General features: G+C 65.1%; 9 protein-coding genes. 5 read left to right on the top strand and 4 right to left on the bottom strand.

Annotated features, from left to right (window positions below):
• Positions 1-49: 49 nt before the first annotated feature.
• From ACFV57_RS01225 to ACFV57_RS01210, 4 genes are all read left to right on the top strand, one after another.
• Entirely contained in the window at positions 50-655 is a 606-nt protein-coding gene (locus ACFV57_RS01225; protein WP_385224365.1) for a hypothetical protein, read from the top strand.
• Positions 656-749: 94 nt separating this feature from the next.
• Positions 750-1,649, top strand: coding sequence for a hypothetical protein (locus ACFV57_RS01220; protein WP_385224363.1), 900 nt, complete (start codon positions 750-752; stop codon positions 1,647-1,649).
• A 42-nt stretch (positions 1,650-1,691) separates the two neighbouring features.
• On the top strand, positions 1,692-3,995 hold the full coding sequence (locus ACFV57_RS01215; protein WP_385224361.1) for a hypothetical protein: 2,304 nt from the start codon (positions 1,692-1,694) through the stop codon (positions 3,993-3,995).
• Between the two features lie 44 nt (positions 3,996-4,039).
• On the top strand, positions 4,040-7,348 hold the full coding sequence (locus tag ACFV57_RS01210) for a hypothetical protein (RefSeq protein WP_385224359.1): 3,309 nt from the start codon (positions 4,040-4,042) through the stop codon (positions 7,346-7,348).
• 663 nt (positions 7,349-8,011) lie between these two features.
• Here the strand turns inward: ACFV57_RS01210 and ACFV57_RS01205 are convergent.
• From ACFV57_RS01205 to ACFV57_RS01195, 3 genes are all read right to left on the bottom strand, one after another.
• Complete coding sequence (locus ACFV57_RS01205; protein ID WP_385224357.1) at positions 8,012-8,461, bottom strand: hypothetical protein; 450 nt, start codon at positions 8,459-8,461, stop codon at positions 8,012-8,014.
• 617 nt (positions 8,462-9,078) lie between these two features.
• Positions 9,079-9,672 carry a DNA-binding protein gene (locus tag ACFV57_RS01200; RefSeq protein WP_385224355.1) on the bottom strand — a complete coding sequence of 198 codons (594 nt, stop codon included), beginning with the start codon at positions 9,670-9,672 and terminating at the stop codon, positions 9,079-9,081.
• Positions 9,673-9,941: 269 nt separating this feature from the next.
• On the bottom strand, positions 9,942-10,973 hold the full coding sequence (locus ACFV57_RS01195) for a hypothetical protein (protein ID WP_385224353.1): 1,032 nt from the start codon (positions 10,971-10,973) through the stop codon (positions 9,942-9,944).
• A 1,049-nt stretch (positions 10,974-12,022) separates the two neighbouring features.
• Here ACFV57_RS01195 and ACFV57_RS01190 point away from each other — a divergent pair.
• The gene (locus ACFV57_RS01190; protein ID WP_385224351.1) at positions 12,023-12,358 is read left to right on the top strand and encodes a hypothetical protein; all 336 of its coding nucleotides are present in this window, start codon (positions 12,023-12,025) and stop codon (positions 12,356-12,358) included.
• Between the two features lie 876 nt (positions 12,359-13,234).
• Here the strand turns inward: ACFV57_RS01190 and ACFV57_RS01185 are convergent.
• On the bottom strand, positions 13,235-13,783 hold the full coding sequence (locus ACFV57_RS01185) for a DUF1062 domain-containing protein (RefSeq protein WP_385224349.1): 549 nt from the start codon (positions 13,781-13,783) through the stop codon (positions 13,235-13,237).
• Between the last annotated feature and the right edge of the window lie 56 nt (positions 13,784-13,839).

Here is a 13,839-nt window from a genome sequence, read left to right as displayed (position 1 = left end):
TACCGCACGGACACTGACACGCAGCAGCGGGTCCCGGGCTCTGGAGGCTTTGAACAAGCAGCTCGCCCCGCTGGGCGAGCGCCTGCACATCACGCTGGGCGGCCACGAAAACTACGACGTCACCGGCACGTTGTCGCGCAACGGCTCCGGAGCCCTCTGGTTGGGATCGCCTCTGGCACCCCCGCTCTGGTCTCGTGCGCGCCGGTATGTGCTGCTCGCCCACGAGGCGCTGTGGTCCCGGGGCTGGTTGATCCAGCGGGCTCGGCGACGGTCGCAGCTGACACCACGACGCTCTGGCTGGCGTATGCAGGCGGTGCAGCAGGTGCACGCCGCGCGGGCGCTCTCGGTGCGCGAGCCGACCATGGAGACGCTGTGCGTCGCCGGGCACCACCGCTTCCGGCACTCGGAGCTGGCAGTGTTCGAGGGGTTGGTCCGTCAGGAAATCCTCGACGGGACGGCTCAACTGATGCGCTGGCCGTGCTCGACCTGGGCGGCGACGTTCCGCGCTTCGAGGCGGCAGCAATGGGCTGAGCGCCACTGCCTCCGCGGCGCGACTGATCGGTCGGCCGCCCGGACGACACCCGATGACTCGGACCCGCCAGTCCGACTCGCCCGATGCCACCATTCAATAGCCTCTCGTCCTCGATTCGAATAATCTATCCGAGATAGGATGTCATTCACACACCTCACGCATGAGGCCCTTTCGATAGGCCGAGCAATGGCCATTGCGGTCGCAGAGGGAGATGAGAGTGGCGAAACTGTCCTACAAGGTGCCGAGTTCGCTGAACAGGAGCTTCCTCGACCACGAGATCACGCTGAGCAAGGGAGGTTGGGCGGCGAAGCCCTCCCCGATCAAGCAGCTGCTCTTCTTCGGCGGCGGCATCCTCGCCCTGCTGTGGTTCAGCACGTCGACATTCGTTGCGAGCTCGGGCCCGGTCGCCATCACGTTCTTCGTCCTCTGGGGACTGGCGGCGATCGCTTACTTCGGCGGGCTGATGAAGACGAAGGAACTGCGCATCATGCGGGTGCCGGCCTTCCTGGCGTATGTGCCCCGCAAGGCCCGCCACGTCCTCACCCGTCGTACCTCGAACCCCACGGACTTCTACTCGATCGTCGGCATCAACGGGATCGACGAAGACGGGCTGATCCACTTCTCCGACGGCGGCGAAGGCCGGGTCTACCTGGTCGTCGGCTCGGCGAGCTATCTGCTCTTCGACGAGGACCGGACCGGGATCCTCGACCGGGTCGACTCCTTCTGGCGCAAGGTCGAGACGACCTGCGAGCACCACTTCATCACGACGAAGGAGCCGCAGCGGATCTACCACCAGGTGGCGAACCTGGAGCAGCGCAACCAGGCGCTGCAGGCCCGTGACCCTGATCTGATCGAGCTGCAGAACGAGCAGTACGACATACTCACGCAGCACGTGGGCGGGAAGTTCCCCTCAATTCACCAGTACCTGCTGCTCAAGGGCAAGAACGCCGACGCACTGCGCAAGGGGCACCAGGTCCTCCAGGCCGAGGTCGGCGGCTCCACTCTCATGATCAAGGAAGCCACGATGCTCGACCGCGAGGAGGCCGAGCCGATGCTGCGGGTCTTCTACCAGGGCATCGACGACGAACTATCCAGTCCCAAGGCATCGCTGAACTGATCAGCGCCAGGCCGGCCGGCACGACGAGGAACGAAAGACACCATGGCGCTGATGACGAAAGTCCGGGCACAGCTCGGCATCCCGGGAAAGAAGCCTGACGAGACGCATGAAAGCGCGGAGTTTGTGGTCGATGTTCTGCCCGCGGACGACGCTGCTCAGGCTGAGGGTGTGCAGAACACTGCGGCAGCGCATGGCGTGGCCGATGAGGCCGCCGGGCCGAAGAAGCCCTGGTGGAGGCGCCGCCAGGAGGTGAAGCACCTCCAGGGCACGTTCGACGCCTATCCGCATCTGCTCGCGCTGAAGCCGAAGGAGAAGTATTTCTTCCGCTCCGACTACTTCGAGGTCGACGGCTCGGTCGCCTGCATCCTGGCGTACTTCCACGACGACGCAGCGCACGACAACTTCGCCGCCTTCTGGGGCATCGACCGGATTCCGGACGGCCTGGACGAGCGGGTCACCGCGGTCGTGCTTGAGCAGGTCAAGCGGATGGACGACAAGTGGATCGACTCGTATACGAAGCAGTCGGAGAAGCTGGAACGGCTCGATGCCAACGAGCAGGAGGAAACGGGCACGACCTCCTCCCAACGCAAGGCCGCGAAGATCTCCGGTGACCTCGGGGTCACGATCGCAGAGCTCCAGGACGGCGCGGGCTACCTGTCGGTGCACAACCGGCTCTTTCTCAAGGCCCCCGACCTGGCGACCCTGGACGACACGATCGACCGGGTCACGCGCCTGTACATCGACCGCTTCGGCACGCTGAAGGCTGCGCCCTATGCCGGCGAGCAGCGCCAGGAGCTCTCGGGTCTGTGGAAGAACAACGAGAAGAAGAAGGGCAAGGGCTTCCACTTCACCTCGACCGAGCTGGCCGGTTCGTACTCGCTGGTGACCAACGGCCTCAACGACAAGAGCGGCGAGTACGTCGGCTATATGGTCGGCGACGTCAACAACAGCGCCGTGCTCATGGACGTCAATGCCTACGACGACCACGTGATCGTCGCCGACGCCACCCTCAGCGAGTACCTCGACCGCCAACGGGTGGCCAACATGTGGTGCTCGAAAATCTCGCAGGCGACGCTGCTGAACAACGGCCAGGTCGTCCACCTCGTCCTTGACGGAGCGAACCTCGACAAGCTCGGCCCGAAGTTCGAACGGCTCACCTCACGCGTGGACCTGAACCAGGGCGACGTGAACATGTTCGAAATGTTCGGCGAGGAGGAGGACGAACTGACGGTCTTCTCCGCCCAGATGGAGAAGCTCAAGCTGATGTTCGAGCAGCTCTATGAGACCACCGATGGTGCCGTCGGCTCGATCATCCGCAGTGCCCTCGAAGACACCGCCACGGACTTCTACATCGAGCAGGGCATGTGGCGGCACAATGCCAAGGAGCAGCGGCACCGCCTGCGTGTGGTGAACATCCCGCACACCCAGGTGCCGCGTCTGCAGATGTTCGTCTCCTACCTGGCGACCGCCCACAAGACGCTGCTGAGCTCCAGCAAGACCGACGCAGACCAGCTACGGGCGTACAACGTGCTCAAGGGCATCGCCAGCGCGATGCTGAGCACGAACGGTGACCTCTTCAACAACCACACAGCCTCGGCTGTGGACGGGGTTCGGGACTCCCCACGCGTGGTCTACGACTTCTCACGGCTTATTCGCCGCGGCAAGGGCGTGGCGATGGCGCAGCTGGTGAACATCGTCGGCTTCGCGGTCGGCAAGCTGGAGCTCGGCGACACGGTGATCATCCACGGCACCGAGCACATCGACGACCGGGTGAAGAAGTACATCAAGGAACAGTTCGATCACCTGCACGAGCGTGGCGGCCGGGTGGTCTACAGCTACAACGACGTCGACAAGATGCTGGCCGACAGCGACTTCAACAAGTTCGACGCTGCCGACTACACGCTCTTCGGCCCGATGCGCGACGGCACGGTGGCGGAGTACCAGAAGCAGCTGCACCAGCGGATCCCGCCGGATCTCGCCCAGCTCATCACGACCAAGGGCGAGAACCTCACGTACCTGCGCCGGGGTGTCTCCAACGTGGTCTTCCACCTGGATCTGGCACTGGGGATCAACCCCTACCGCGAGGCCCAGCGCAGGCAGGTCCGCCTAGAGGCGGCCAGGGCCGAAGAGACGGCGCGGATGGACGCGATCATGCACGCCAAGCCGGCACCGGGTGCGAACCTCACCAGCATCCGGAAGCACAGCCAGGGCGGCGACGGCGAGACTGAAGCGGGCCACAGCGACGCGAGCAAGCGCCGCAACGGCACGAAAAGCCTGCAGCAGCCCGAGAACGGCGCAAGGCGACCAGAGGAAAGGCCCAGCCCGAAGAAGCTGGTCAAGACATGAACGAGGTCAGCACTGACACGAGGGCGAGGAGTAGAGGAAAGGCGATGAACGGGACGATCACGGCGATGGCGCGGCTGCGCGCCCGGGCCCGCCACGGCAGTGGTGCAGCCCGCCCGGGTGGGCTCGCACGCGGACTCGCCCTCGTCCTCCTGGCCGCGCTGCTCGTGCCGGTCTTCATGATGGCCACTTCTTCGCCGGCGTCCGCGGACGACAAGAAGGAGCGTGACAACTACAGCCTCTACCAACTGGCCTCGAATGCGAGCTCGTACTTCAGCGAGAAGAACTCGCCGGAGAACGACGAAGGCATGCACGAGAACTGGAAGCCGGTCACCTCCAGCCCGGCCTCGGGCGGTTCCATGCTCGGCTACGCCGACCCGGAGTTCAGCCTGGGCAACATCGTGGGCTGGTTCTTCGCCGAGGTGTCGGGGTCCTCGCAGACCGTTACCTATAAGACCCTCGCGGCCAAGGATGACGAGGACAACGCGAAGTATTCGGGCATGCTCGACTACGCGCACTTCGGGGCGGCCAACAACGACCTTGGCCTGGACACGATGTCCTCGGGCATCGGCGGCCAGATCGTGAGCGTGATCGGAGGGTCGATCCTCTGGACCCTCTACGCTCTGGCGCTGGCTGTCGGCACACTGTTCTACGTCATCATCCAGTTCCTGAAGCTCATCAACCCCTTCATGTGGTTCTACAGCGCGGTCGCAGCGGTCAATCCGGCTCTTGCCGAGGGCATGACGGGAGGTGATACCGGAGGCGGCGCGCTCTCGGGTCTGCAGCACTGGATCAGCAGCTGGTACGGCCTGCTCGTCGATATCTCGTGGCAGGCGCTCGTGCCGATCTTCATCAGTTTCCTGCTCATCGGCCTGGTCATGTTCAAGAAGATGGACCGGGGCTCGGCGATCAAGAAGCTCATCGTGCGCGTCGTCTTCATCGGCGTCGGCCTGCCGCTCGTCGGGTCGATGTATTCCAGCGTGCTCGGAAAGTTCGACGACTCCGTTCTTGGTCAACACGCCGGCCCAACGCGCGTCGTGCTGAGCACCTACGTCGACTTCGAGGCGTGGATGATGAACGACCGTCTGGGGATCCCGGGCCAGGCCGCTGTTTCCTGGAACGGTGACCAGGCGAGCCCGGACGCGATGATGTCGGTGCGCACGAGTGCGCTGGCGATCAACAAGCAGTCCCACGGGGCGACGTTCAACGGCATCAGTATCGGAACAAAAGCCGCCGACGCCGAATCGGCGTGGAAGGCCGGCACCGTCTCCGTCACCAGGAACAGCGCCTCGGACGACTTCAAGGCGGTGTTTTCGACCTTCGGAATCATCGGCAAGTACATCGCGAGCCACGAGATCGCAGCCTCCGACTTCGAGTCGGGGATCAAGAGCTCGATCACGCAGCTGGACGAGAGTTCGGATGTCAAGAAGAGCTGGTTTGTCGACAAGAACAGCTACGGCGACGTGGAGGAGTTCGGTGAGGAAAAGGGGCCGAAGCCGGACGATCACCCGGTGATCTCGACCGACGACACGGGTCTGACCTCCTCTCGTCCCGGCAAGGACTCGACAGCCTTCACGACGACGGGGACCAAGGCCGGCTGCGGCTTCACGGTGGACAAGACGCCAGCCTCATGCAACCTGTCTCCCCTGGCGGCATACAACTACCTCAACACCGGATTCAGCCCCAGTTCGCTGACCATGTACTCGTCGAACAACGCCACCAGCGGGTTCACCCGCGAGAACCACATGGCCGTCAGCCAGGTGGGCACGGGGCCGGCGAAGTTCATGTACTGGAGCAACGCGGTCACGGTCCTGGGCTCCATCGTCCTGCTCGGCTTCTGGTACGCCATCGGCATGCTGGCCGGAGCGATCAAGCGGACCTTCGGCCTGGTGGCCGCCGTGCCGTTCGCGGCGCTGGGCGCGCTGCAGGCGATCGCCAAAGTGATCATCTACTCCATGGCGCTGATCCTGGAGGTCCTCGTCACGCTGTTCGTCTACCAGTTCGTCTCGGAGTTCTTGATCTCGGTCCCGGACATCATGGCCGGACCGATGTCGAGCTTTATGAGCCCAGGCGGCCTGTGGAGCAGCGCTGCACTCGGCGGAATCATCGTGGTGATCCTGACCCTGATCTCCTCACTGGTGATCATGGGTATTACCTTCGCCCTGCTACGGGTGCGAAAGACTGTGCTGCAGGCGATGGACGAAGTGGTCACCAAGCTCGTGGACAAGTTCCTCGAGACGAACACCGCGCCGAAGCCGGACAAGGGCGGGCTGATGCCTGCTCTGGCCGCGGGTCTGGGGGCTGGCGCGGGTATGGCTATGGGCAACAAGCTCGCCAACGGGTTCAACAGCAAGACCGGCGGTCCGGCGTCCCCGAACACGGGCAAGCCCGCAGGCAAGACGGCGTCGACGAACGCGGGCGGTACGAACGGTGACGCCATGGCGCTGACCGCCGGTCAGCAGCAACTGGCCCTCGGGGGCGGTGGTCAGGACGGCCCGGACAGCCCCGTGCTGGCTGGTGGTCCTGGCGGTGGTGGCTCCGGCGACGGCAGTGACGGCGTCAAGGTTCTGCCGGGCGGCAGTGGTCCCGCTGGTGCTCAGGGCGCACCCGGTCAGGGCGACGGCCTCGACGACAGGGGTGGCCCGCTGCAGCTGACGAGCGGTGGAGCGGGCAGCTCGCACTCTGACAAGCAGACAGCGCAGGGTCTGAGCGACCAGGGCGGCCTGTCGAATTTCGGTTATACCTCGGGCGGCAACAAGGTCATCCCTGGCGAAGTCCTGACCTCGATCACGGAGCCGTCGAGCTCTCGCGGTGGCGCTCGGAGTCAGAACGGCGCCGGCGGCGCTGGTTCCGTCCCGACCAGTAGAGAGGCTGTCGCCGGTCAGACGGTCCAGACGCAGTTCGGCACGGGTGCCCCGAGTCAGCAGGGCTCCTCGGGCGGGAATCAGCAGGCTGCACCACAGCGCTTCAGCGGTGGCGCTACTCCTGCTCTTGTTCCCGTTCCTGTTTCTGGACAGCAGGCCGCGCCGAGCACGCGGCCCACGCGCTCCGGTCAGGGCGTCTCGGCCCCGAGGCGACCGGGAACCGGCGCGGCGGCCAGCCACCCCCCGGTTACTCCGGAACAGGCTCCGCCTGCGCCTGGTGCACAGGCTCCGGTTCGTACGCAGGCACCGCGCCAGCCGGGTTCGATACAGGCACCTCCGCCGACACCGACGCCGCGCCAGACGCCTACCCCACGGGCTCAGGCTCCGCGGCCGCGCCGGGTTGCCGATCCGACCCCTCAGCGCGTGGAGACCCCGGAGCCGCAGCAGCGGCCGGCCGGTGACCTCCGTCGTCGACGGCACGAGGAGGATTGATCGTCCGGGTCGAAAACAAGCGTGGAGGACTGACGCACTCGGTGAGAAAGATCGATCTCGCCGAGTGCGTCGCCCTTTGAGCAGTGTGGGGAGAAGGAAGGGAGCATGAGGCCCGGATCGAGGCTTCGCGGCGAGTTCTCGCGTGGCTGGTAGCGCTCGACGCGATGGTGGATCACCGGGATTAGTGAGCTGGCACTGAGCGCTGTGGCGACCGTGGTGTTCGTCAGCGAGATGGTGCGCGCCGTGCGGCATCGCAACGAGCCGCGGGCTCTCGCACGCCTGGCCGGCACGTTCGAGGGGTACGTATGGAGTCTTCTGGACAATGGCGCAGGCTTGGGCGTGTTGGGCATCATGGCGACCGAAGGTGATCTGCCTGTGGTGCTGCTGACTGGGTGGTGTGTCTGTCCAACATCGGCGTCAGCGCCGTGGTGTTCGTCACGGGTGCCCCAGCCGAGGACTCGGAGGTAGGCAGCGTGGGCCGAGCCCGATTTCGTCGAGCGGCATGCCCCGAAGTACGGTCGGCCGCCGGAGACGATCGAGGGGTACCGGGCGCAGCAGCTTCAGGAGTTGGCGTCAGAGGCTTGATCAGCTGAAAAGACAGAACCCCTGGACGCGATGTCCACCGGTTCTGAGCTGCTGGGCTGGCCGGGAGAGACGTCGATGCTACTTCCCGCACTTGGTCTTGAAGGCGTCCAGCAGAGCCTTGCCGACATCGGAGTTGTCACGTACGTACGCGCTACCGCTAATGCTGACCGAGGTGCCGCTGGTTGAGACGGGCTCGCTGCCGGTCCGCTTGTTGCGGCTGTCCTCTCCGGCTACCGTCCAGATGATCTGAGACTGATCCTTGTTGAACTCGCCAGTGCTGGTCACGTCCGGCTTCTCGTAGACACCATCGCAGGTGTACTCATGATGCGAGACGGTATTGCCCCTGACGACCAACTGGCCGAGGTCGGAAGTGCCGTTGACGTCCTTAACGTAGTAGGTACCGTCGAGGTCGCCGCCGCTGTCGCTGCTTCCGCTGCAAGCGGTGAGCATGAGTGAGGCCGCGGCCAGGGCCGCGATGAACACGGAGATCTTGGTCTGCGTCGCACATGCGGTCCTGGTGGTGTTCATGACGTTCCCCCTTCGTTTGTCCTGGATAATCGGTTTGGGCCAGTTCTGCGAGGGCTGGACCGACGGCATGCCCGGCATCGACGAGACTGGCGCTCGGGAGCGAGCTGAACGGCCTGAAACTCCGACGTCGTTGGCTTGCGGCGATGCGTCTGCTGGGGCTCAAAAAAGAAGGGCTCCGCGACCCGGAGGGCGGCCCGCTACTCGGCCGTGAGAACAGACGGAGCCTGCCGCCGCGGTGGCACAGCCCAATGCCGATACGTTTCCCTGTGTCTGCAGCTGATCCTCGGTCATGATCGTCTCCGCCTGCTCCCGTTCAGTCCTACGTGTCCAGGTGGCACCCTCTTCACAGAGGTCAGCGTCTCCGCTCCGCATTTCCACACGGCGTCCCCGAGAGCCGGATCCCGACCACACCCGGGAGCGGAAGCTGGCCCCCTTGGCCCCCTTGGGGTCAGCCTGACCGGCTGCCGAGCCATCTTCTCGTACATCAGCGCTTGCGTACGCATTCACAAGCATCCTGCCAGTATCGCAGCTTGATGTACCGGACGTACCACCTAAAGGTAGAAGGCCAGCCCAAGACACCTCTGAGTGAGCGACTTTGCCTAGTCAGGGCTCGCCTGTCAGGTGCCTTCTCGAAGGCCGTCAAGCCGATGCTCAGTCAGCGCCAGGGCAACTTCCGCCTGGTTGAGAGCGTATTCGCCGTCCTGAATACGCCACTGCAGACGTCGCACGAGCGCGGCGTCTGCTTCCCGGACCGCCAGGTCGCCGAGGTCGCTCAGCTCTGCGTACGCGCCCTGTAGCTGCTCCTCGTGGTGTGCCGACCTGACCCTGAGGCGGCCGGCCCGCTCTTTCCACCAGCTCACCCGAGACGCGTGGTCGAGCGTGGTCCTCCCCTCGATCCAGGCACGGAGCTCGGCCTGGTCGACGTCGCTTGGAAGACCTGTGGCAAGGGGCCCCTCGGATCCCGGCATGTCCATGGGGACGTGCGACAGCAGCGCCGCGGGGGTCGTGTCGAGCGCATAGGCGATCGCGACGAGATCGTCGACGGTCACGGGGCGAGCACAACGCTCCATCTCCGCGAGGGCTTCGGCCGAGATCGGGTGATCGAGCATCAAGAGCACGTAGGCCAGCTCGCTGATGGTCAGCTCGCGCAGCTGTCGGTAGTGGGTGATGGCGTCGGACACAGCAAAAGACGTGGGAAGGGGCGACGGCATGCATCGATCATAGGTGCGCTCGGCGCGACCTCCGGATGGTTTGTCGCATAGCTCCTGGGCGTCGTCACATAGATCTGGAATGGGTTCTGAGAGAGGTATGCTCCGCGCCCTTGCGTACCTGGTGACCTGTGGGGTTGCACTCAGAGCGACGCGACTGGGGGCTACCTACCGACGGCAGCCTGCCGCCTCGGGCAGCGTCCGCTGCAGGCGCGGCAAGACCGATGCCGTCGATGCGGAGGCTGCCGGCCGGGAGCGCGCGTTGGCCTGGTCTACTGCTCCGGGTAGGTGGCGAGGTACTGCAGCGCAGCGGAGAACACGGTCACCATGTCGTTCAAGTCCACCGTGCTCCGGAGCACCGCGGAGCTTCCCTGCCCGCCGCCTTTGTATCCGTAGTACCGCGGGTGGCCTTTCCCTCTCGACTTCTTCGTCTTGAATCCGTCGTCTTCCGGTGCCACCACCATCGTCTGGACGGTCGAGCCTGCGTACTGCACGAAGCTACGGCGGGCGAGCCAGCCTCGGTGCTGGTCCGCGAGTTCTCCGTCGGCCTCGGGCGTCGCTCCTTGGGCCCCAACCATGATGCGGATCTCGAAAGGAGTGCCCGTGCCACCTCTCGGACTCCTCGGGTTTTGGCGCTGGATCTCGGCGACAACGTATCCGTCCGCCGTCTTTCGCCAGGCGCAGATGTTCGCAGCTCCGGCCTCAGAGCGCTGCTTCGGCGCGAAGATCGTGCCGGGTGGGGCGGTAGCCTGCGTCATGCTCGCCAGTCGCCGCAGACGCAGTGCGTCGCTCAGTGCGATGGAGGTATGGTTCGCCGGGCCTGTTGCCTCGTCCTCCAACTGCGTGAACTGCTGGAGCGCCCGGACGGACAGGAGCTGGGCGAGGTCATCCGTCGATCGGTTCCAGCCAGCAAGCAGACCGGGGACGGTGAGCCGACGCGTCCAATGGGTCGGCTCGTTGGGGATGGGGTCAGTGTTCGGCCCCACCAGGAAGCGGGCTGATACCGGTATGCCCTTCGCGTCGGCCCAGGCTTCGTACGCCGCGAACTGATTACCGTGAGCACCAGCACCGAGCTTCATCTCCATCACCGCGCGCTCGATGTCGTCCAGCAGGACGATGAAGTCGGCTCGGCCTGCGGGGGCTCCTCTGCCTGCCTTCACCGCGGCCTCCCGCCAGACGGTGATCCTGCCTGGTCCCAGGAGCAAGGCGGACCGGAGCGGCTCAGGGTCCAGCTCGGCGAGGAAGCATAGCAAGTCCGACCAGTCGTGCTCGGTACGCAGCAGGCGCGTCAGTCCGTAAGTCACGCCCGGACGCTACAGGCCGCCCATGACAGCCGATGCCGGGACTGGGGGCGTTGTCAGAGTCGGCTGCCACGATGCTGCCGTGGACAGCACCATGAGTGCGCTGACGCCCGACCAGCGTCTCGCTGTGGCACGTACTGTCCGTTGACGCCGGACAACTGCTCACCTTCGACGAGCGGGAGTATCGCTCGATGCGGTGGTTGACCCTCGACGAGGTTCTCGACCAGCGTATTGAGATCATGGCCCCTCACATGCACCGCTTCATGCACAACCTGCTGGCGGCCTTGTACGCGCAGGCCCGGTCCCGGCCGCGACCTCACTCCTGCCAGGCCCCACTGTCGTCAGCTCACGCCGACTGAAGCCTCGCGGTTGCCGCGTCGATTCGCTCCAATGCCCGCTCCCGGCTCAGTACCTGCACCGACTCAGACAGCGGCAGCCCCGCCGTCCGGCCCGTCTACCGTGCCCCGGACCGGCGCTTGTTCCCGTGCGCTGGTCCTGTTTCATGCGATCTTCCCCGCGGCCCCGTCGTCCCACACCTCATCCTGCGGGGCTCTGGCGCGTGCGGGGCCGTCAGCGCAGAGCGGCCTTGAAACATTTGGTGATCCAGTGAGACAGAGGTGTCGCAGGCGCGTCGCTGACGATGAGGTACGACAGCCCTCAAGCCGGGCCCGAGTGGCGACCGACCACTGGGTAAGAAGCGACACGCATCGGGCAGCAATAGACCTGATTGACTAGTCGAGAAACGAGTCGATAGGCTTTTCGAGTGACTACCAATAGATGGCCTAGGGAGACGTCACTCGCAAGGAATAGACATGCGCCGGCAACCGACTCGACCCATCGCTGCGGCAGGCGGCAGATCGTCAGCAGCACCACACCAAGGCCATCAGGCCACCGCACACGAGACGCAGGATCTCCGGATACCCAAACCGACGATCATGCAGATCATGGATACGCCACTGCTGCGTTCGGCCGGCATCCACGACCTGGCAGGCACACACGCTCCTAGCTAGACCCGCTGAAAGCGGCCCCGATATGATCCGGAGTGTCCAACTGTGCAAAAAATCACCGACGAAGCAATCATCGAAGCCGCAAGGAAGGCCCTTGAACAGGGCGAGATAATGCTGGTTCCAAAGAGCGCCGCCAAAGTCATAGGCTGCGGCGAACGTTGGCTCCGTGACGGGGCCAACCATAACGGCTTCCCTCACCACCGCTTGGGCAAGTTCCTGAAGTTCAGTATCCAGGACTGCCGCGAAATCCTGGAGATGAACCGCGCGAGGGCCAGGCCGTCGGAGTTGACCAAGGCCCGGCGTCGAAAGGCCACCGCGCGCAAACCCCCTGAGGGCGGCCCGGCCAACCTGGCCGCCAAGCCGCTCAAGCCTGCTTCTTAAGGGCAAGTGGTATGAGTGACTGGGCGAGGCCACGAAGTTGAGCGCGGGCACGGACTGGCAAATCGTCCGCGAGGCGTCGAAGTTCGGGATGCGAGAACGGGACCTCTGGTGGAGCGGGAGACCGAGCAAGATCTTCCGGTTGTGAGAGAGGCCCCGTTGCCCTGCCGGCCACCACCACGAGGATAATCAACCGCGACACCACCGTCGCGGACGGTGCTTTCCCTCTCGGGCATCTCGGTGAGCTGACCCAGCACCTGTCTTTCGCCGCGCGAGGCTGTGGTCGAGCTACCGGTGCAGGCCACGGGCGGAGGAGCAGTTCAACGCTACCGAGCCAGGTCGGTTGTGCAGCGGCGCCGGTTCGACGAGCCCGACCGGTACCCGTATGCCGCCCGGAAGCATACCCTGCACCGCGTCACCTGCCCGGAGGTCGAGCAGTCGGTCGGCCGCGCCGCAGGGGACGACTCGATGTGGATGCACGGAGCGCTCACCAGATTCGCCCACGAGGGCACCATCAGCACCGAGTGGGTGACACACATGCACGTGTTGGGGCCCGATGAGGCAGTGACCTGGGCCACCGAGCGCATTGGTCGGCGCGGGGGCATCCGCTACCGGCTGTGCCGGATCTGCACTCCGACGCTGCCTGCGACTGGCTGAAGCGGGGTACCCTCAGGACCGGACCGTGGCTGGCCGAAGCGCTAGAAGAAGAAGCAGTGACCGGGGCCGGGCCGAAGATCCCCGGATCCTTCCTGTTCCTGGGCGGCGGCGCGTGGTGGGCGCCGAAGAAGGCACACCTGTCGCCTCGCCTCGTCACCAGGCCGAACAGGCCTAGGGCCTGTCCGGTGGATCTTGCCGGACAGGCCTAGTCTCGAGGAGGGCTCAGCGCTTGAGCGTGAAGGTGAAGTCGCCGGAGAGCTTGCCGCTCAGCCGGACTGCCGAAACGAGTTTGCCTGCCGTGATCAGTCTCTCGACCTCGGCCCGCGAAAGACCGCACCCTTCAGCGATCAGTCGCACCGGCCGGACAGGGATCCGCGCCGCGAAGCGGACCGAGACGTCGATTACCTCGCGGTCCAGGTGATCCGATCCGCCGGTGTCGAGGCGCCAGGCGTTATCCCAGTCGAGGGCGATGCGATTACGGCGACGCACTACCGGATCCTGGAGCAACTCAGCCGCCAGGCCAGGGTCGTTGTCATGCATCCGATCCAGCAGCTCAGGTCGTACGGAGCGCACGTTCATCCGCTCCAGGACCGTGAGCTTTGCCGTGTCCCCGCAAGCGGTGCAGAGCACGAGGAGCCAGGCGTCGAGGAGCTTGTGGTTTGCGTTGACGCGAAATTTACCGTTCGCCCGGAAGCGGTCGGACGCGCACGCGGGGCAACGGCGGAGAACGGTCGGCAGGCAGGTGGGCATGACCACCCAGTCATTGAGCACAGAAGTACACCGGTTTCAGTGAGAAGTCCGCAGCAAAAAGCAGCGCGGCGCACAGG

The organism is Streptomyces sp. NPDC059788, from assembly GCF_042732265.1.
GTDB lineage: Bacteria > Actinomycetota > Actinomycetes > Streptomycetales > Streptomycetaceae > Streptomyces.
The sequence above is the reverse complement of the archived record's forward strand: the minus strand, read 5'-3'. Positions and strand labels throughout refer to the sequence as shown.

Excerpts from the sequence above, each read along its gene's own strand:
- ACFV57_RS01215 (WP_385224361.1), top strand. The coding sequence starts at position 1,692 with ATGGCGCTGATGACGAAAGTCCGGGCACAGCTCGGCATCCCGGGAAAG.
- ACFV57_RS01210 (WP_385224359.1), top strand. The coding sequence starts at position 4,040 with ATGAACGGGACGATCACGGCGATGGCGCGGCTGCGCGCCCGGGCCCGC.
- ACFV57_RS01200 (WP_385224355.1), bottom strand. The coding sequence starts at position 9,672 with ATGCCGTCGCCCCTTCCCACGTCTTTTGCTGTGTCCGACGCCATCACC.
- ACFV57_RS01205 (WP_385224357.1), bottom strand. The coding sequence starts at position 8,461 with ATGAACACCACCAGGACCGCATGTGCGACGCAGACCAAGATCTCCGTG.